The organism is Celeribacter sp. HF31 (genome assembly GCF_011806455.1).
Lineage (GTDB): Bacteria > Pseudomonadota > Alphaproteobacteria > Rhodobacterales > Rhodobacteraceae > Celeribacter.
Genome location: NZ_JAATOT010000004.1, coordinates 420,720 through 437,609, shown reverse-complemented (window position 1 = coordinate 437,609; position 16,890 = coordinate 420,720). Strand labels below are relative to the sequence as shown.

Sequence of the window (16,890 nt, the reverse complement as noted above, 5' to 3'; positions counted from 1 at the left end):
AGTTCTGACTCAGCTGCGCGGCACTGTCAATTTCTGCCCCAGCTGTCTGAGCAAAAGCACGCCCCAAAGTGTCATCGCAACGGCCCCACTTGCGGCTTTAAGACGGGTAAAGAGCGTGGCACGGGCGATCTCCGCCGCGCTCACATCCTCGGGGGATTGGCCCAACAGCCCCGCCACCGCAATGTTTTCGGCGTAATCCGCCAGCATGCACAAAACCGCGGCGGCGAAAACGAGACGAAAAACCCAAAGCCAGTGCCCCGCCGCCCATCGCGCCGACCAGATCACCGTCAGCGCCAAAAGCGCAGGGTAGACTGCATCGAGCCAGCGTTGCGGCCCCTGATAGAGGGCTCGGCCGTCGTCGGACAAAGCGCTCAGAAAATCCCGCGCCTGCGCTTCCGACATCCCCCAGGGCCGCATATCAAAGGCTGGCATCCCCGCGTCGCGCGCAATCATCGCCAGCGTCCCGCCCACCATCGCGGCATAGACCCCGAGGGTCACCGCAAAGAGCAGCCAGAACGCCGCCCGGCGCATCTCAGTTGTTCCGCGTCACATAGGCACCGAGGTCTGTCATCAGCTTTTCGAAAACCGGGAAAGAGGTGGCAATCGGGCTGCCGTCATCCACCGTCACCGGCTCTTTCGAGGCCATGCCCAACACGAGAAACGACATCGCGATCCGGTGGTCGATATGGGTCGCACAGGTGGCGCCGCCCTTGACCCCATCCGGTCCCTGACCATGCACGATCAGCGTGTCTTCGTCCTCTTCAATGGTCACCCCACAGGCCTCAAGCCCGCGCGCCATGGCGTCGATGCGATCCGATTCCTTGACGCGCAATTCCTTGACGCCGCGCATCACGGTGGTGCCCTCGGCATAGGCCGCAACCACAGACAGGATCGGGTATTCGTCGATCATCGACGCGGCGCGTTCGGGCGGCACTTCGATGCCTTTGAGTTTCGAGTATTTCACACGCAGATCGGCCACCGGCTCGCCGCCCTCTTCGCGCTCATTTTCAAAGGCGATCTCGGCGCCCATCTCGACCAACGTCGTGTAAAGCCCATTGCGCGTCAGGTTCTGGCTCACGCCCGGCACGAAAATATCCGAGCCTTCGACGATCAGCGCCGCACAGACCGGGAAGGCCGCAGAGGACGGATCGCGCGGCACGGCGACCTCTTGCGGGGTCAGTTCGGGGCGGCCGGTGAGGGTGATCTTGTTGTAGCCTTCGGGAGTCTTTTCGGTGACCACCTCGGCGCCAAAGCCAGTGAGCATACGTTCGGTGTGGTCACGCGTGGCCTCTTTCTCGATCACCACGGTCTTGCCCGGTGCATTCAGCCCCGCGAGCAAAACAGCGGATTTCACCTGCGCAGAGGGCACCGGCGTCTCATATTCCACCGGCACCGGATCGGCGGCGCCCACCAAAGTGAGCGGCAAACGCCCGCCAGAGCGCCCGACAGACCGCGTCCCAAAGAGCGCCAAAGGATCGGTCACCCGCGCCATCGGGCGTTTGCGCAAAGAGCCGTCGCCGGTGAAGGTCGTGCAGAAATCATAACACGCAACACAGCCCATGATCAGCCGCACGCCGGTGCCCGAGTTGCCGCAATCAATGATGTCTTCAGGCTCCGTAAAGCCGCCAACCCCCACGCCATGCACGGTCCACTCGCCCGCGCCTTCGCGCACTACATCGGCCCCCAGCGCCTGCATCGCCTTGGCGGTGTCGAGCACATCTTCGCCCTCCAACAGCCCTGTGATCTTGGTCTCGCCCACCGCCATGGCACCGAAAATCAGCGCCCGGTGCGAGATAGATTTGTCGCCGGGCACCGCCGCCGTGCCTTTCAAAGGCCCGGTCTTGCGCGATGACATCGGGATCGGGGTGGCATGGCTGGACATGGGTCGTTCTCCTCACATTGCCGTTCTGATAACGCAAGCCCGGCAGGCGGTCTATCGGCTGTCTTCATTGCAGCCCAAATACTCAGATGTTTCCGTCAGTTTTTGCGAAACGTCATGTAATGCGGCCTGCGGCCTTCACGGATCGCCTTTTTCTCGTAGCGGGTCGAGAACCAATCCGACCACGGCTTGCGCCAATCTTCGGCGCTCTCGCCCAGCCATTCAAACCCTGCGCGCGGCACCTCTTCCATGGTCTGGCGCACGTAATCCGGAATGTCGGTCGCCACGCGGAATTCCGCACAGGGTTTGAGCGCGCGGTAAAGCGGCTCGAGGTGCTCTGCGGTCACGAAACGGCGACGGTGGTGACGGGCTTTCGGCCAAGGATCGGGATAGTTCAAAAAGGCTTTGTCGAGGCTTTCATCGGGCAGCACATCGAAGAGATCGCGCGCATCGCCTGCGTGGATCGCCACATTGTCGAGGCCGCCCACGCGGCGGATATGTCCCAAACAAGACGCGACGCCATTGACATAGGGTTCACAGCCAATGATCGCCACATTGGGATAGGTCTGCGCCATGTGGATGAGGTGCTCACCGGCGCCAAAGCCAACCTCGAGCCAAACAGGTTTGCCGCCAAACCGCGCCGTCAGGTCGAGCTTTTCGCGTTCCGGGTTTTCGTCCCAGGTCACCGGCCCAGGGGCAAGTTTGGGCAGGTCCTCTTCGAGGTACTCCTTTTGCGCCTGATTGAGCGTCTTACCGTGGATACGGCCATAAAAGTTGCGCCACGGAGCACCGGAGGTGTGACCACTTTCGTGTGTGCCGGAGGTGTGACCACCTTCTTCGGCTCCTGATTGGTGCTGTTGATCGTCAGACATGGAAAACCCCGCGTGTTACGGCGGGGCTTTTGCCAAGAAACAGACTGGAAAGCAATGGAAAGCAATACTGACTGACCGGACCCGTCCTCAGGCCCGCTGAATCATGTAAAGCCCCGCCGCCATGGTCAGCATACCAGCGGCGCGCATCGCGGAAATCGGCGGCCGCGAAAAACAGATGTGCCGGTTGATGCAACAGCTCTCCGACCGGCACCGGCGGGCCAAGACCCGCGCGACAGGAAAAGATCGGGCCAAAGAGAACCAGGGCACAGAACCAAAGGGGGACGCAGGGTCTCTCGCATCTCGGCCTCCTCCGAACGGTCTCCTACCCGCGCCCGCGATAGGGCGGCACGCCCTGATCGGGGATCCAGACATCTTTCGGCTCCGGCCCGGAGGCCCAGAACACGTCAATAGGAATGCCGCCGCGCGGATACCAATAGGCACCGATGCGCAGCCAAACAGGATCGAGGAATTCGGTCAGGCGCTTGCCGATATAGACAGAACAATCCTCGTGAAAGGCGCCGTGATTGCGGAAAGAGCCGAGGAAGAGCTTGAGCGATTTGCTCTCCACCAGCCATTTCCCGGGAATGTAGTCGATCATCAGATGGCCGAAATCCGGCTGGCCGGTCATCGGACAGAGCGAGGTGAACTCGGGCGCGGTAAAGCGCGCGACATAGCGTTCGCCTTCGTGCGTGTGCGGTACGCGTTCAAGCACTGCCTCTTCAGGAGAGGTTGGCGGGGCGGTGGCGCCACCGAGTTGTGTCAGGCTGGATGTGTCTGTCTTGACCATGGCTCTCTCTGGCTCCGAAAACGAAAAGGGCGGGAAACCCCGCCCTTTTGTCTATGGCCGATCAGACCGCGTTGTTCAACGCCTCTGCCAGGTCGGTACGTTCCCAGCTGAACCCACCATCGGCCTCCGGCGCGCGACCGAAATGGCCATAGGCGGCGGTGCGTTGGTAGATCGGTTTGTTCAGCGCCAGATGGGTGCGGATGCCGCGCGGGGTCAGGTCCATCACCTTCGGGATCGCCGCTTCGATCAATGCCTCATCGACTTTGCCGGTACCGTGCAGGTCGGCATAGATCGACAGGGGTGCGGCCACACCGATGGCGTAGCTGAGCTGGATCGTAGCCTTGTCGGCCAGCCCCGCCGCCACGACGTTTTTCGCCAGATAGCGCGCGGCATAGGCGGCCGAGCGGTCCACCTTGGTCGGATCTTTGCCCGAAAACGCCCCGCCACCATGAGGGGCCGCGCCACCATAGGTATCGACGATGATCTTACGCCCCGTGAGACCCGCGTCGCCATCGGGGCCGCCGATGACGAATTTACCGGTCGGATTGACGTGCCAGACCGTGTTGTCGGTCAGCCAGCCCTCGGGCAGCACCTCTTCGATATAGGGGGCGACGATGGCGCGCACGTCCTCGGAGGTCAGATTTTCGTCAAGGTGCTGGGTCGACAGCACGAGCGAGGACACCTCGACCGGCTTGCCGCCTTGGTAGCGCACAGAAAGCTGCGCCTTGGCGTCCGGGCCCAACACCGGCTCGGTGCCGTTTTTGCGCACCTCGGCCAGACGACGCAGGATGGCGTGAGAAAACTGGATCGGAGCGGGCATCATCGCTTCGGTCTCATTGGTCGCGAACCCGAACATGATGCCCTGATCGCCCGCGCCTTCGTCCTTGTTGCCCGCAGCATCGACGCCCTGGGCGATATGAGCAGATTGTTCGTGCAGGAGGTTCGTCACCTCCAGCGTGTTCCAATGAAATTTGTCCTGCTCATAGCCGATGTCGCGCACACAGTCGCGCACGATGCCATCGACCTTGTCCATGTAACCGCGCAGCTTGTCCTGATCGGACAGGCCGATCTCGCCGCCGATGACGACGCGGTTCGTGGTGGCGAATGTCTCGCAAGCGACGCGCGCTTCGGGCTCTTCGGAGATCAAAGCGTCGAGGACGGCATCGGAAATGCGGTCGCACACCTTATCGGGGTGACCCTCGGAAACGGATTCCGAGGTGAATACGTAGTCTTGGCGGGACATGGGGGTCGTGCTCCATTGGATTATGTCGCCCACACGTCAGGAAGCCGTTGTGTGGGCCGTTGATTAAAATGCGATATAGTCGCTCGCGAGGGAGGGTCAATCGGTTTTTCTGGCGGACCCCATCCGCGTTCTTGCCCACCCTGATATCACAAAGAGGATTAATAAAGCCCAAACGGGCGCTTCTTTAAGCTGCATATAAGGGGTCTCGGAGAGCTTTCCGGGCAGCGGCGCGGTGAAGGCGCCAGAGGTGCCCAGAGGGATTTGCGCCAAGACCTCGCCACGCGCATTGATCAGCGCGGAGACGCCGGTGTTGGCGGCACGCACCATGGGCAAGCCGGTCTCGATCGCCCGGAACCGCGCCTGCGCAAGTGCTTGTTGCGGCCCGGAAAATTCACCGAACCACGCGTCATTGGTCATCTGCAAAAGCCAGTCGGGGCGGGTTTTGCTGCGCAGATCGCGCGGGAAAATCGCCTCGTAACAAATCAATGGCAGGGCCTGTCCCAAGGCGCCCGTGTCGAACAGCTCCGGGCCGGGACCGGCGGAATAGCCATAGCCATTCTTCGCGGTGAAAGCCCGCAACCCGATCCGCTCCAAGAGCCAGGGCAAAGGCATATATTCCCCGAACGGCACGAGGTGATGTTTGTCATAGCTTTCGATCACCTGCCCCGTCTCATCGAGGTGGATGGCGCTGTTATAGCCCTGCATCCCTTCGACTCGGTTGAGGCCGACGATGGCGCGCGCGGGGGCTGCCACCTCTGCAATCTCGCGCAGATAGGGACCGGCGGCGTAGAGCGGCGCGGCGACGGAGGTCTCCGGCCAGATCACCAGATCAGCGGGGGCTTCGGAGGCATCGGGCGCGGTCAGATCGAGCGCGCGATTGTAAAAGACGGGGATGTAATCCGGGTCCCATTTGAGATGCTGCGGCGCGTTGGGTTGGACCACGCGGATGTTATGCGCGGTGTCCGGAGGCATCGGTTGGGACAGGCGATAGGCGCCTCCGACCCATGTGGCAATGAAACAGACGACCGCCAGCGCCGCCACTCTGCGCGAACGCGTAAGAACCGCATGCGCCAGAAGCGCGGTATAAGCGAAACTCAGCGCGGTGAGCGCATAGGGGCCGATGAAGGCGGACAATTGCGCGATGGGGGTGTCGAGCCAGATGTAGCCGGGCATGGCCCATGGGAAACCGGTAAAGACATGACCGCGGGCCAGTTCCATCAGTCCCCAGACTGCGGCCAGACCCGGCAGACCGGTTTTGAGTATTTTTGCCAAGAAAAAGGCCAAGGCCCAGAACAGCGCCAGCCCCCCCGCCATGAAGAAGAGCGCGAAGGGGATCATCCAGCCGTGCCGCCAGGGTTCGACCAGAAAGGGATTCACGATCCAACTGAGCGAGATCAGAAATGTCGCCAGTCCGACAAGCCAGCCGCGCAGAGCGGCCTGTTTCGGGGTGAGCGCCATGTGCCAACTGATCGCTGCCATGGTGAGGCCTATGAGAGCCACCGGCCATAAGCCCAAAGGCGCCTGCCCGACAGCGATCAACAGGCCTGCGCCGAAAGCAAAGGCCCGCGGCGGCGTGATCAGGCGCCGCAGACGGGACAGGCGTTGTGCCATATTTTAGACCTCGGTCTTGGGTTTGACGGCGGAGGGCAGACGCACGCGAATGCGTTTGATCCGGCGCGGGTCGGCGTCGATGATTTCGAACGCGGCGCCTGACGGATGCGGGATCACTTCGCCACGCGCGGGCACACGGCCCGAGAGCAAAAAGACCAGGCCGCCCAGCGTGTCAATCTCCTCGTCCTCTTCCTCATCGGCGAGACGCAGGCCAATCGCGGCCTCGAATTCGTCGAGCGGCGCTTTGGCCTGAGCGATGAAAACGCCGGGTGCGGTCTGGGTCCAGAACACATCCTCGTCGATGTCATGCTCGTCCTCAATCTCGCCGATCACCTGTTCGACCAGATCCTCGAGCGTCACCAAACCGTCCACACCGCCGTATTCGTCGATCACCAAAGCCATATGCATCCGGTCGGACTGCATCTTTTGCAACAGGATGCCGATGGGCATGGAGGGCGGCGCGTAGATCAGCGGACGCAGCATTTTCTTGAGGTTGAAACGTTCCGCGCCCTTGCCGTTAAAGCCATGCTGAAGCGCAAAGTCTTTCAGGTGCACGAGGCCCACGGGCGTATCGAGCGTGCCTTTGTAGACCGGCAGGCGGGTCATGCCGCTTTCGCGAAAGACCTGAACCAGATCCTCTTTTCGGATGTCGGAGGGAACAGCGACGATTTCGGCCTTTGGCACGGCCACATCATCCACGCGCATACGGCGCAGGTTGACCATGCCCGGGCGCTGCGCAGGCGGAACCTGTGCGGCAGGGGCCGGTGTGTCGGCAATCGTCGGGGTTTTAACGGGTTTAGAGGAAAACGCCGCCTTGATGCGATCGAACCACCCTTCGGATTTGACACCTGTGGCGGTCTTTGTGTCCTTCGCGTGGCTCTGCGTTTTACTTATGGGGTCCGTTGGCGCGCTCTGCGCTGCCATAGAAGACCCAGGCTCAGTGTCGCCCATGTGCCCTTTCCAACATACGTCCTTTCAATTTGAGGCGGCCGAAACGCGGCCGTTCGCTTAATATGGGTCGTCCAACCCCAAGGTTGCAAGTATTTCGACCTCTGTGCCTTCCATAATTTCGGCATCCTGGTCGGATATGTGATCATAACCCAACAGATGTAACAGACCATGAACGATCAAATGGGTGACATGATCCGCCATCGGCTTGTCGGCCTCTTGGGCCTCGCGCGCGCAGGTGTCATAGGAAATCGCGATGTCACCCAACTCAATGGTGCCGTCGAAATCCTCTTCCGGCAGCGGCGGGCGTGCGCCGGGCGTGGCACGTTCCTCAGCGGGCCAGGACAGCACATTCGTTGCCTTGTCCTTCTCGCGAAAATCGGCGTTCAACAGTTTGATCCGGGCGTCATCACAGGCCAGCACCGAGCCTTCGCAGAGCTCCGCCTCCAGCCCCAAATGCGAACAGAGCGCCGCAAATGCGCGCTCTGTCAGCTCTTCCAATCCCGCCTCATCCCAGCACGGGTCTTCGATGATCACGTCCACGGCCAAGGGGCCCTCCGCATCGCGCCTTATTGCGCTTCGTCGGCCTCATACGCTTCAATGATCGCGGCGACAAGCGGGTGACGCACCACGTCTTTCGACGAGAAGTAGTTGAACGAAATGTTCGGCACACCCGCGAGGATGCGTTCGGCGTCGCGCAGACCCGATTGCACACCGCGCGGCAAATCGACCTGAGAACGGTCGCCGGTGATCACCATGCGCGAGCCTTCGCCCAGACGGGTCAGGAACATTTTCATCTGCATGGTGGTGGCGTTTTGCGCCTCGTCCAAAACCACGAAGGCACGGCTCAGAGTCCGGCCCCGCATAAAGGCCAGGGGCGCGATCTCGATGGTCTTTTCCTCGCGCATTTTCTGCACCTGCTTGGCGGGCAAGAAATCATTCAGCGCGTCGTAAAGCGGCTGCATATAGGGATCGACCTTCTCGTCCTGCGTGCCGGGCAGAAAACCCAGACGCTCGCCGGCCTCCACAGCAGGGCGCGACAGGATCATCTTGTCGACATGGCCGTTGATCAGCATGTTCACGCCGACTGCGACGGCGAGATAGGTCTTGCCGGTGCCCGCAGGACCGATGCCGAAAGCCAGTTCGTTGTTGAACAGGTTCTGCACATAGGTCTTTTGCGCCTCTGTGCGGGGCTCCACGAGTTTCTTGCGAGTCTTGATTTCGACTTCGCCACCTCGGAACATTTCCATCTGGTCGCCCGGCAATCCCTTGTCCGCCTGCGTTTCGCCCATGCGGATCATGCCGTCGATGTCGCCGGGTTCGATCTCGCGCCCGGCTTCGAGTTTGCCATAAAGCTCCTGCAACACGGCGGCGGCGCGGCCCCGGGCGGAACCGGTGCCCATGACAGACAACATGTTGCCTCGTCGGACGATCTGGACCTCGAGCTTATGCTCGATCTGAGCGAGGTTTCGGTCGAATTCCCCGCACAGGTCAATCAGCAACCTGTTGTCATGGAATTCAAGAAGCGTTTCGTGGACTGCGTCCTGCGATTTCGGGGGTGTCAACGCGCTCAGGCCCAAATATGTCTCTCCGGTTATGGTCCGACTCTGGTGATGGTTCCTGACCTCATGGTGCCAAGGGATTGCGGTTCTGGCAAGCGGGGACACAAAATCTTCGCAAAACGCGTCGCTCACACCTTGGACATCTGCCCGAAAATTAAGCAGGACCTCAAGCGAACAAAAACGGCCACCCGCATGGAGTGGCCGTTGAAAACACATGTCCTGAGCGGTCTTAGACCGGATCAGGGAAAGACGAGCCGCCTTTATAGGGGCCGATCGCGGTGTTGGGTTCCGCCACACCGGAGCAGACCGGCTTGCCGTATTTGTCGACACGCGGGGACAGGTAGCCCTCGACACCGTCGTCGATGATCCAGTGGTCACAGCCGTTCGGATCGATCCAAATGCCCGCGACCAAGGTCGACAAGTGTTTGCTGTCGAACCCGCGGTCCACGGTCTTGTCTTTTTTGTGCGACTCATAGCCTGCTTCGCCGACGATGGCCTCGGTACAGGCGGTGGTGGAGCCCAGCACGGCGAGAAGGGCGATGGATTTCAGGACGTTCATCGTCTCTCTCCTCATTTGATACAGATGATTTCGACGCGGCGGTTTTGCTGCATGCCAGCGGCGGTCGCGTTGGACGCTTTCGGCATCCGCTCGCCATAGCCCCGCACATCGGCGATACGGGCGCCGGTGCTTTGCGCGATCTTGGCGACCGCATTGGCGCGGTTGTAGCTCAGGCGCATGTTGTATTCGTCAGAGGCGCGGCTGTCGGTGTGACCGATGATAATATAGGCCGTGGCGTTCGCCTGAGAAAAGAAATCCGTGAGGCGTTTGCGGCCCGCAGCAGAGATCGCATATTTGTCGGTGGCAAACAGTTGATCCGAATTCATCACGGCACAGCTTTGCACCGGATGGCAGGTCGGGTTGCCCTGACGGTCCACTTTCAGGTCCATGTAGCCTTCGACACCGTCGTCCATGACCCAGTGCTCACAGCCATCCGGGTCGATCCAGATCGTCGGCGCATAGCGTTCGCCATTCACCGTGCCGGAAATCATCTGCGCCTGAACCGGAGCAGTGGCCATGGTGGCGACTGCCAAACCAAGGCTTGCCGCGAAAGCAAACCCTGCGCGGCCCTTTTTGAGAAATTCGATGGTCACGTCTTCCGTCCCCCAAATGTTCACGTTTTCGGGCCGCCCATAACAGATGCGCCCCTGCAGCCACTGGCTGCCCGCGCCCTACTCACCAATATTGTGGTTAAAGGATAGCAAACTTTGGGGCCATGTGAAGAAAAATAACCAGATATTGTGGCTCATTTCTCAACGAAATCACGCATTTCGCGCAATTGTTGACCACACGAGCATAAGGCGATGCAAATCCCTTTCCCCGAAGGTCAAGGCCACGCCTCAGCGCAACAACACGCCCCCCAAAGAATTCGGCCCGCTTTCAGTGATTCTCACGCGCCCGATCTTCCCCACGGCGACCTCATCGGTGACGTGAACCGCATGAAGATATTCGGATTTTCCGACCATCTGCCCCGGCAGGCGGCCTTTGCGTTCAAAGAGCACAGAGACCTCGCGACCGACCATCGCGTCCTGAAAGGCGCGCTGTTGCTGGGTGATCAACTCCTGCAAACGGTAAAGCCGCTCAGACGCCACATCCGGGTCGACCATCTTGGCCTCTTTCTCAGCAGCGGGCGTGCCCGGACGCGGCGAGTATTTGAACGAAAACGCCGAGCCATAGCCCACTTCCCGCACGAGGCTCATGGTATCCTCGAAATCCTGATCCGTCTCACCCGGGAAACCGACGATAAAATCGCCGGACATGGCGATGTCGGGCCGTGCGGCGCGGATGCGTTCGATCAGACGGAGGTACTCTTCGGCGGTGTGTTTGCGGTTCATCGCCTTGAGGATTTTGTCGGAGCCGGACTGCACCGGAAGATGCAGATAGGGCATGAGCTTGTCGCAATCCCCGTGCGCGGCGATCAGGTCGTCTTCCATGTCGTTCGGGTGCGAAGTCGTGAAGCGGATGCGCTCCAGCCCGTCGACTTTTGCGAGTTCACGGATGAGACGCGCAAGTCCCCAAGTTGACTGACCTGCGCCGCCCTCACCTGCGCCATGATAGGCGTTAACATTCTGTCCCAAAAGGGTAATCTCCCGCACCCCGCGCTCGACCAGATCGCGCGCCTCGGTCAGAACGCGATCCACAGGCCGCGAGACTTCGGCCCCGCGCGTGTAGGGGACAACGCAGAAGGCACAGAATTTGTCACAGCCTTCTTGCACGGTCAGAAACGCCGCAGGCGCGCGCTTTGCCTTGGGCCGGGATTTCAGTTTCTCGAACTTGTCCTCTTCGGGGAAATCCGTGTCGAGCGCCTTTTCGCCATGCCCCGCCTTGGCCTCAAGCTCCGGCAGGCGGTGATAGCTTTGCGGCCCGACCACGAGGTCCACCATCGGCTGACGCTTGATGATCTCTTCGCCCTCGGCCTGGGCCACGCAACCCGCCACGCCGATCTTGAGATCGGGATTGGCAATCTTGAGATCCTTATAGCGGCCCAGCTCTGAATAGACCTTTTCCGCCGCCTTTTCCCGAATGTGGCAGGTATTGAGCAAGATCATATCCGCCTCTTCAGGGGACGACACCTCGGTGTAACCCGACCCGCCCAGCGCCTCGGCCATGCGTTCGCTGTCGTAGACGTTCATCTGGCACCCATAGGTCTTGATGAACAGCTTTTTGGTGTTGCTCGGTGTCTCGGCCATGAGGAAGGGTCCACGCATGCTGGGAATTAAGGCGCTTCTCTACCGCAACAGGCAGGATGGATCAAACGGGTTTTGCCGCGATCCCCTCTTGGACCACAGGCATCTTTCTGCGGCACAAGAGAGACAGCCGCGGCGGCAGGCGGAAAGACTGTTTCCACAATCCTTGCAATCCCCTGCCCTTCATGCATTTTTTACCGAAACCGGCGACATTCCCCCGGCAAAGGACACAGATGCGGTACGACAGCCTCGACACATTCCTCACCGACGGCAAAGAGGCCCTGCTAAAAGGGCCGATTGCGATGATCTTTGCCGAGGATCTGGTCGAGGTCGATACGACGCTGCGCCATCATCTGTCATTGGGCTTCAAACAGGTGCTTTTGTTCGCGCCCGACGACGTGCGCCTGCCGGAGGGGTTGGAGGCGAAAATCCATCGCATCCGCTACGCCACCCGCGCGCCCAATATGCTGTCTGACGCCGTCAACCGGATGATCGAGGCCGCACCAGGGATTTGGATGTATTACTGCTACAACGCGGAATACCTGTTCTTTCCGTTTTGCGAAACGCGCACGATCACGGACATGCTGACATTTCACACCGAAGAGCGGCGCGACGCGATGCTTTGCTATGTCGCCGATCTCTATGCCGAGGACCTGAGCGCGCATCCGAATGCGGTGTCTCTGGAGGACGCGCATCTCGACCGCTCCGGCTATTACGCCTTGGGGCGCAATAACGCCGAGGGGCATCCAAAAGAGCGCCAGCTCGACTTTTTCGGCGGGCTCCGGTGGCGGTTTGAAGAACACATGCCGCCGCATCGTCGCCGCATCGACCGGATCGCGATTTTCAAGGCGAAGAAAGGGCTGAAGCTCAGCGAGGAACATCTGTTCAACGATGAGGAATACAACACCTATGCCTGCCCCTGGCATCATAACCTGACCGCCACCATCGCGTCGTTTCGCACCGCCAAAGCTTTGAAAACCAACGCGGGGTCGACCTATGACATCCACAATTTCATGTGGCACAACTCGACAGAGTTCGAATGGCACAGCCAGCAATTGCTGGATCTCGGGCTGATGGAACCGGGGCAGTGGTTCTAAGAGCGTTTTGGCACAGCCAAAACGCGCGCCCCCCTATCAATCTGTTCAAGGTTTCTAAAACACCCGCATGTGAGGCAGCGTTTTCCCTGAAAACGCGTCACATGCGTCTCTCGCGATTATTAGGACTCTTACGGCTTTTTCCCGCCATCGGGTTGCATTTCGCAGATCACTGCTTATCCTTTCGCGCAATCGTCATTGGGCACCCGCAAAGACGCGGCCCCAAAAACTCACCCCGAACAGTTAGGATTCTTCATGACCGAAGTTAAATCGGGCGACAAAGTACGCATTCACTACACCGGCACGCTGGCGGACGGCACCGTCTTCGACAGCTCCGAAGGCCGCGACCCGCTGGAATTCGAAGTTGGCTCCGGCCAGATCATTCCGGGCATGGACAAGCACCTGCCGGGCATGACCGTGGGCGAAAAGAAAACCATCGTCGCCGTCGCCGACGAGGCCTATGGCCAGCGCCACGCCGACGCGCAACAGGCCGTGCCGCGCGCGCAGATCCCGGCGGAGATTCCGCTTGAAGTCGGTCTTCAGCTTCAGATGCAGAGCCCGCAGGGTCAGGTGATCCCCGTCACGGTTGTCGAGATCACCGACGAGGAAGTGACGCTCGACGCCAACCACCGTCTGGCGGGTGAAGACCTGACCTTTGCCATCGAGTTGGTGGAAATCGTTTAAAGCTGAGTATTTGCTCAGCAAAGGAAACAGGGCGGCGCGCGATGGGCGGGCCGCCTTTTTTATTGATCATAGGGCTGTTTGGAGTCAAATGGCGGCATGACTTCAGAGTTCGCCTCAGACTGCTCGAACTGCGCCGCGCTGTGCTGCATGGCTTTGGCGTTCGATGCGGGCGAAATGTTCGGTCACGACAAGCCTGCGGGGCTGCCGTGCCACAATCTCGATGGGTTTTCCTGTGCGATTCATGCGCAATTGCCCGAGAGCGGCTATCGCGGCTGCGTCGCATTTGAATGCCTTGGCGCCGGGCAGAAGGTCACGGCCCTTTTCGAGCAGACTTGGCGCGATCAACCGCGGTTGGCGCGGCCGATGATCGAAGCCTTTCGGCAGATGCGCGACGTTCAGGAGCTGCGCCAGATGCTGAAGGCCGCCGCCGCGCTGCCACTTCCAGAAGACGTTGCGGCAGAGCGACAGGCTTGGGAAACAGAGCTTACGGAAACAGCGCAGGAGCTGGCGGCCTTGGCCGTTTTTGACCCGGCGCCGCTGCGGGCCTGGCTCAAAGGTCTGGCCGCGCATGTCACCCGGTGACGCGCTTTAGTCGAATTGCTCGATCACGATCTGCGGCTCAGGCACGCCCAGATCCTTGAGATCGGAGACGACCGCTTCGATCATCTTGTCCGGCCCACAGACGTAAACCGGCCCCGCCTCGGGATCGAGATGGTCCTTGAGAAAGGCCTTGTCGATCATGTCGGTCTCGACATCGGCGGTCTTTTGGTCCGTGACCGTGAACACGGTCTTGAGCCCCGGCATCGCCTCAAGCTCTTCGCGGCAAATGATGTCGGCCTCGGTTTTGTTCGAGAAAATCAGGGTGCAGCCCTGAAGCGTTCCGTCTCGTTCGAGCCGTTCGTGAAGGATCGCCAAAAACGGCGTGATGCCCGCGCCGCCCGCGATGAAGGTGCCTGCGCCTTCGTCATGGATCGCGCCCCAAGGCTCTGAGATTTCGACCATTTCGCCTTTGCGCAGCGTCGGGATTTCCTTGGTCACGCCATCATGTTCGGGATAGCTTTTGATCACGAATTCGATCCTGTCACCGTCTTTGTGCACCGGCGTGAAGGGCCGCGCCTCGTCGCGAAAGCCTTCGCGCATCAGGGTCATGTCCACGGCCTGACCGGGGGTGATGTCGATCTCCTCGGAGGCGGTGAAAACCAGATGGCGCGTGTCGTGGGTGACGGCTTCGTTCTTCTCAAGTGTCAGCAGGGTGCTCATAGCGTGCTCCTTTCGTTTGAAAGAAGAACGCATGGCCATGGGGCCGTGTTCCCGATTTGCCCGCTCAGACTATCGAAGGCGGGGTGAAAGCGGCGCGCAGGGCCTCGGCCTTGGCATGATGCGCGCAGTCCGGGTGATGATCGTTCACCAGCCCCATCGCCTGCATGAAGGCATAGCAGGTGGTCGGCCCGACAAAGTTCCAGCCGCGCTTTTTCAGATCCTTCGACAGGCGTTTAGAGGTCTCGGTGACAGAGGGCACACCCTCGATGTGCCGCGCCTCTTCGCGGCCCTCATAGCGCCAGAAAAACGCGGCCAGACTGCCGAATTCCGCCTGCATTTCGATGGCACGGGCGGCGTTGTTGATCGTGGCCGCGATCTTGCCGCGGTGGCGCACGATGCCTTTGTCCTGCAACAGGCGTTCGATGTCGCTTTGGCCGAAGTGCGCGACCTTGTGAAAATCGAAGCCCTCGAAAGCGGCACGAAAGTTCTCGCGCTTTTGCAGGATCGTCCACCACGACAAGCCGGACTGAAAGCCTTCGAGACAGATTTTCTCGAAAAGGCGTGTGTCATCGGAGACCGGATAGCCCCATTCTTCGTCGTGGTAGCGGATATACTCCGGGTGGCTGGCGCACCAGGTGCAGCGGCTCACACCATCTTCACCGATAAAAACCATCAAGGTGTCCTTTTCTCATACGCGCGCCAAAAGGCAGGCGGGGCGTCATCGGGGTTGACGATGCACACCTGACGGTCGGCTGTATAGCCATAAGAGGTGAGATAGACCGTCGTGTCGGCCAGGTGCTCAAAAGCGACCACGTTCAGAGAGGCAGGTTCAGGCGCCGTTTGACAGCGGCCCACCACATACCATGTCTCATCGGCCAGCAACTCACGATCCGTGAAGAACACATGGAATTGGTCGGCCCCGGAGGCCTCATCGAAGCGCTCAGGATCAAAGCGGACGGGCAAGCCCCCCTGCCCCACGCTCTGCGCGACACAAAGCCCCGGCACGGCGCATAGGACAGCGCCGATCATCATTTGGGCAGATCGTGGAAAGCTCAGTGTTTGGCCTTCGGACGCAGGCGGATCACCACATCGACGGAGGCGATCTCCATGCCTTCGGGCGCGACAGGCAAGCGTTCGATCTTGAGCTGTTCGGAGGGCGCATCGGTCAGCTCGCCATTGTCTTCCCAGAAGAAATGCGGGTGCTCGTCCATATTGGTGTCGAAATAGCTGCGCGAGCCATCGACCGTGACCTCTTGCATCAGACCGGCCTGACAAAAGGCGCGCAACGTGTTGTAGACCGTGGCCAGAGACACTTTTTCGCCCGCATCCTGCGCGGCCTCGAACAGGCTTTCGGCGGTCACATGGCGGTCATGTCCGTCGCCGACCAAAAGCGTGGCAAGCGCCACACGCTGGCGGGTCGGGCGTACGCCGCCCCCGGCCAACCAGGCCTCACCTCGGCGAATTTCTGTGTCTGCAATCTGGGTCATGTGCGTTCATTTCCTGGCTACAGAGGAGAATATAGGGGAAAAGGAATGCGAAATTCAATCGGAAATCCCTTACAGCTTGGATCAAAACCCTTATATCATGGCGTGAAACCTTGGATGCGACCTCTTCTCTTGCGCCTTGCACGCGCGGGGCACCGGGTGATAGAGGGGGTGCGACTTAAAGAGATGTAGAAGGCAGAGCGCAGACTGATGGCAGATTATCCGACGAGCTTCACAAAAGAAGACCTTTTGAAATGCGCAGCCGGCGAGCTGTTCGGTGAGGGCAACGCCCAGCTTCCGGCGCCGCCGATGCTGATGATGGACCGCATCACCGAGATCTCCGGCGATGGCGGCGCGCATGGCAAAGGTCACGTGATCGCGGAATTCGACATCACGCCCGATCTGTGGTTCTTCGAATGCCACTTCCCCGGCAACCCGATCATGCCCGGCTGTCTCGGCCTCGATGGTCTGTGGCAGCTCACCGGCTTTAACCTCGGCTGGCGCGGCTGGCAGGGGCGCGGCTATGCGCTTGGCGTCGGCGAAGTGAAACTCACCGGCATGGTCCGCCCGGATCGCAAAATGCTGACCTATAAGATCGACTTCACCAAGGCGATCCAGACCCGCCGCCTGACCATGGGCGTTGCGGACGGCATCGTCGAAGCCGACGGCGAAGTGATCTATCAGGTCAAGGATATGAAAGTCGCGCTGTCCGAGAGCTGAT

The 16,890-nt window shown here is 60.4% G+C and carries 20 protein-coding genes and 1 riboswitch; of the genes, 4 read left to right on the top strand and 16 right to left on the bottom strand.

The annotated features are described in order from the left end of the window. Positions 1–9: 9 nt before the first annotated feature. The 12 genes from HCZ23_RS11155 to miaB form a co-directional block, all read right to left on the bottom strand. Positions 10–531 carry a hypothetical protein gene (locus tag HCZ23_RS11155; protein WP_167601784.1) on the bottom strand — a complete coding sequence of 174 codons (522 nt, stop codon included), beginning with the start codon at positions 529–531 and terminating at the stop codon, positions 10–12. Between the two features lies 1 nt (position 532). Next, positions 533–1,882: a 3-phosphoshikimate 1-carboxyvinyltransferase gene (gene aroA, locus HCZ23_RS11150; protein ID WP_167601783.1), complete on the bottom strand. Its 1,350-nt coding sequence runs from the start codon at positions 1,880–1,882 to the stop codon at positions 533–535. Positions 1,883–1,977: 95 nt separating this feature from the next. Beyond that, a complete protein-coding gene (locus HCZ23_RS11145) occupies positions 1,978–2,751 on the bottom strand; it encodes a tRNA (guanosine(46)-N(7))-methyltransferase TrmB (RefSeq protein WP_167601782.1) in 774 nt (257 codons plus the stop codon). Positions 2,752–3,073: 322 nt separating this feature from the next. Next, positions 3,074–3,538, bottom strand: a complete 465-nt coding sequence (queF, locus tag HCZ23_RS11140; RefSeq protein WP_167601781.1) for a preQ(1) synthase — start codon at positions 3,536–3,538, stop codon at positions 3,074–3,076. A gap of 61 nt (positions 3,539–3,599) precedes the next feature. Further along, on the bottom strand, positions 3,600–4,781 hold the full coding sequence (gene metK / locus HCZ23_RS11135; RefSeq protein WP_167601780.1) for a methionine adenosyltransferase: 1,182 nt from the start codon (positions 4,779–4,781) through the stop codon (positions 3,600–3,602). An 8-nt stretch (positions 4,782–4,789) separates the two neighbouring features. Continuing rightward, positions 4,790–4,840, bottom strand: a riboswitch (SAM-SAH riboswitch). A gap of 37 nt (positions 4,841–4,877) precedes the next feature. After that, positions 4,878–6,392, bottom strand: a complete 1,515-nt coding sequence (lnt, locus tag HCZ23_RS11130) for an apolipoprotein N-acyltransferase (protein WP_167601779.1) — start codon at positions 6,390–6,392, stop codon at positions 4,878–4,880. A gap of 3 nt (positions 6,393–6,395) precedes the next feature. After that, positions 6,396–7,343, bottom strand: coding sequence for a transporter associated domain-containing protein (locus tag HCZ23_RS11125; protein ID WP_167601778.1), 948 nt, complete (start codon positions 7,341–7,343; stop codon positions 6,396–6,398). Positions 7,344–7,400: 57 nt separating this feature from the next. Continuing rightward, complete coding sequence (ybeY, locus tag HCZ23_RS11120; RefSeq protein WP_167601777.1) at positions 7,401–7,889, bottom strand: rRNA maturation RNase YbeY; 489 nt, start codon at positions 7,887–7,889, stop codon at positions 7,401–7,403. A gap of 20 nt (positions 7,890–7,909) precedes the next feature. Continuing rightward, positions 7,910–8,920: a PhoH family protein gene (locus HCZ23_RS11115; protein WP_167601776.1), complete on the bottom strand. Its 1,011-nt coding sequence runs from the start codon at positions 8,918–8,920 to the stop codon at positions 7,910–7,912. A 211-nt stretch (positions 8,921–9,131) separates the two neighbouring features. Beyond that, complete coding sequence (locus HCZ23_RS11110) at positions 9,132–9,461, bottom strand: hypothetical protein (protein WP_167601775.1); 330 nt, start codon at positions 9,459–9,461, stop codon at positions 9,132–9,134. Between the two features lie 11 nt (positions 9,462–9,472). Then, entirely contained in the window at positions 9,473–10,054 is a 582-nt protein-coding gene (locus HCZ23_RS11105) for an OmpA family protein (protein ID WP_368487340.1), read from the bottom strand. Between the two features lie 246 nt (positions 10,055–10,300). Next, a complete protein-coding gene (gene miaB / locus HCZ23_RS11100; protein ID WP_167601774.1) occupies positions 10,301–11,650 on the bottom strand; it encodes a tRNA (N6-isopentenyl adenosine(37)-C2)-methylthiotransferase MiaB in 1,350 nt (449 codons plus the stop codon). 230 nt (positions 11,651–11,880) lie between these two features. On the opposite strand from miaB, the gene HCZ23_RS11095 reads away from it, so the two are divergent. From HCZ23_RS11095 to HCZ23_RS11085, 3 genes are all read left to right on the top strand, one after another. After that, on the top strand, positions 11,881–12,744 hold the full coding sequence (locus tag HCZ23_RS11095) for a hypothetical protein (protein WP_167601773.1): 864 nt from the start codon (positions 11,881–11,883) through the stop codon (positions 12,742–12,744). A 252-nt stretch (positions 12,745–12,996) separates the two neighbouring features. Next, positions 12,997–13,425, top strand: a complete 429-nt coding sequence (locus HCZ23_RS11090; RefSeq protein ID WP_167601772.1) for a peptidylprolyl isomerase — start codon at positions 12,997–12,999, stop codon at positions 13,423–13,425. 96 nt (positions 13,426–13,521) lie between these two features. Then, positions 13,522–14,007: a hypothetical protein gene (locus HCZ23_RS11085; RefSeq protein WP_167601771.1), complete on the top strand. Its 486-nt coding sequence runs from the start codon at positions 13,522–13,524 to the stop codon at positions 14,005–14,007. 6 nt (positions 14,008–14,013) lie between these two features. Here HCZ23_RS11085 and HCZ23_RS11080 read toward each other — a convergent pair whose 3' ends face one another. The 4 genes from HCZ23_RS11080 to irrA form a co-directional block, all read right to left on the bottom strand. Beyond that, positions 14,014–14,685: an FAD-binding oxidoreductase gene (locus tag HCZ23_RS11080; protein ID WP_167601770.1), complete on the bottom strand. Its 672-nt coding sequence runs from the start codon at positions 14,683–14,685 to the stop codon at positions 14,014–14,016. Positions 14,686–14,749: 64 nt separating this feature from the next. After that, positions 14,750–15,358, bottom strand: coding sequence for a DNA-3-methyladenine glycosylase I (locus tag HCZ23_RS11075; RefSeq protein WP_167601769.1), 609 nt, complete (start codon positions 15,356–15,358; stop codon positions 14,750–14,752). After that, positions 15,358–15,717 (bottom strand): hypothetical protein, encoded by a 360-nt coding sequence (locus HCZ23_RS11070; RefSeq protein ID WP_167601768.1) that lies wholly within the window; start codon positions 15,715–15,717, stop codon positions 15,358–15,360. Before HCZ23_RS11070 ends, HCZ23_RS11075 begins: the two co-directional genes overlap by 1 nt. A gap of 20 nt (positions 15,718–15,737) precedes the next feature. Further along, complete coding sequence (gene irrA, locus HCZ23_RS11065; RefSeq protein ID WP_167601767.1) at positions 15,738–16,172, bottom strand: iron response transcriptional regulator IrrA; 435 nt, start codon at positions 16,170–16,172, stop codon at positions 15,738–15,740. A 207-nt stretch (positions 16,173–16,379) separates the two neighbouring features. Here irrA and fabA point away from each other — a divergent pair, with 207 nt between their 5' ends. Then, positions 16,380–16,889 carry a bifunctional 3-hydroxydecanoyl-ACP dehydratase/trans-2-decenoyl-ACP isomerase gene (fabA, locus tag HCZ23_RS11060; protein WP_167601766.1) on the top strand — a complete coding sequence of 170 codons (510 nt, stop codon included), beginning with the start codon at positions 16,380–16,382 and terminating at the stop codon, positions 16,887–16,889. Position 16,890 lies beyond the last annotated feature (1 nt).

Coding starts and splice junctions, on each gene's coding strand:
- HCZ23_RS11155 (WP_167601784.1), bottom strand. CDS start 531: ATGCGCCGGGCGGCGTTCTGGCTGCTCTTTGCGGTGACCCTCGGGGTC.
- aroA (WP_167601783.1), bottom strand. CDS start 1,882: ATGTCCAGCCATGCCACCCCGATCCCGATGTCATCGCGCAAGACCGGG.
- HCZ23_RS11145 (WP_167601782.1), bottom strand. CDS start 2,751: ATGTCTGACGATCAACAGCACCAATCAGGAGCCGAAGAAGGTGGTCAC.
- queF (WP_167601781.1), bottom strand. CDS start 3,538: ATGGTCAAGACAGACACATCCAGCCTGACACAACTCGGTGGCGCCACC.
- metK (WP_167601780.1), bottom strand. CDS start 4,781: ATGTCCCGCCAAGACTACGTATTCACCTCGGAATCCGTTTCCGAGGGT.
- lnt (WP_167601779.1), bottom strand. CDS start 6,392: ATGGCACAACGCCTGTCCCGTCTGCGGCGCCTGATCACGCCGCCGCGG.
- HCZ23_RS11125 (WP_167601778.1), bottom strand. CDS start 7,343: ATGGGCGACACTGAGCCTGGGTCTTCTATGGCAGCGCAGAGCGCGCCA.
- HCZ23_RS11110 (WP_167601775.1), bottom strand. CDS start 9,461: ATGAACGTCCTGAAATCCATCGCCCTTCTCGCCGTGCTGGGCTCCACC.
- miaB (WP_167601774.1), bottom strand. CDS start 11,650: ATGGCCGAGACACCGAGCAACACCAAAAAGCTGTTCATCAAGACCTAT.
- HCZ23_RS11095 (WP_167601773.1), top strand. CDS start 11,881: ATGCGGTACGACAGCCTCGACACATTCCTCACCGACGGCAAAGAGGCC.
- HCZ23_RS11090 (WP_167601772.1), top strand. CDS start 12,997: ATGACCGAAGTTAAATCGGGCGACAAAGTACGCATTCACTACACCGGC.
- HCZ23_RS11085 (WP_167601771.1), top strand. CDS start 13,522: ATGACTTCAGAGTTCGCCTCAGACTGCTCGAACTGCGCCGCGCTGTGC.
- HCZ23_RS11080 (WP_167601770.1), bottom strand. CDS start 14,685: ATGAGCACCCTGCTGACACTTGAGAAGAACGAAGCCGTCACCCACGAC.
- HCZ23_RS11075 (WP_167601769.1), bottom strand. CDS start 15,358: ATGGTTTTTATCGGTGAAGATGGTGTGAGCCGCTGCACCTGGTGCGCC.
- HCZ23_RS11070 (WP_167601768.1), bottom strand. CDS start 15,717: ATGATGATCGGCGCTGTCCTATGCGCCGTGCCGGGGCTTTGTGTCGCG.
- irrA (WP_167601767.1), bottom strand. CDS start 16,172: ATGACCCAGATTGCAGACACAGAAATTCGCCGAGGTGAGGCCTGGTTG.
- fabA (WP_167601766.1), top strand. CDS start 16,380: ATGGCAGATTATCCGACGAGCTTCACAAAAGAAGACCTTTTGAAATGC.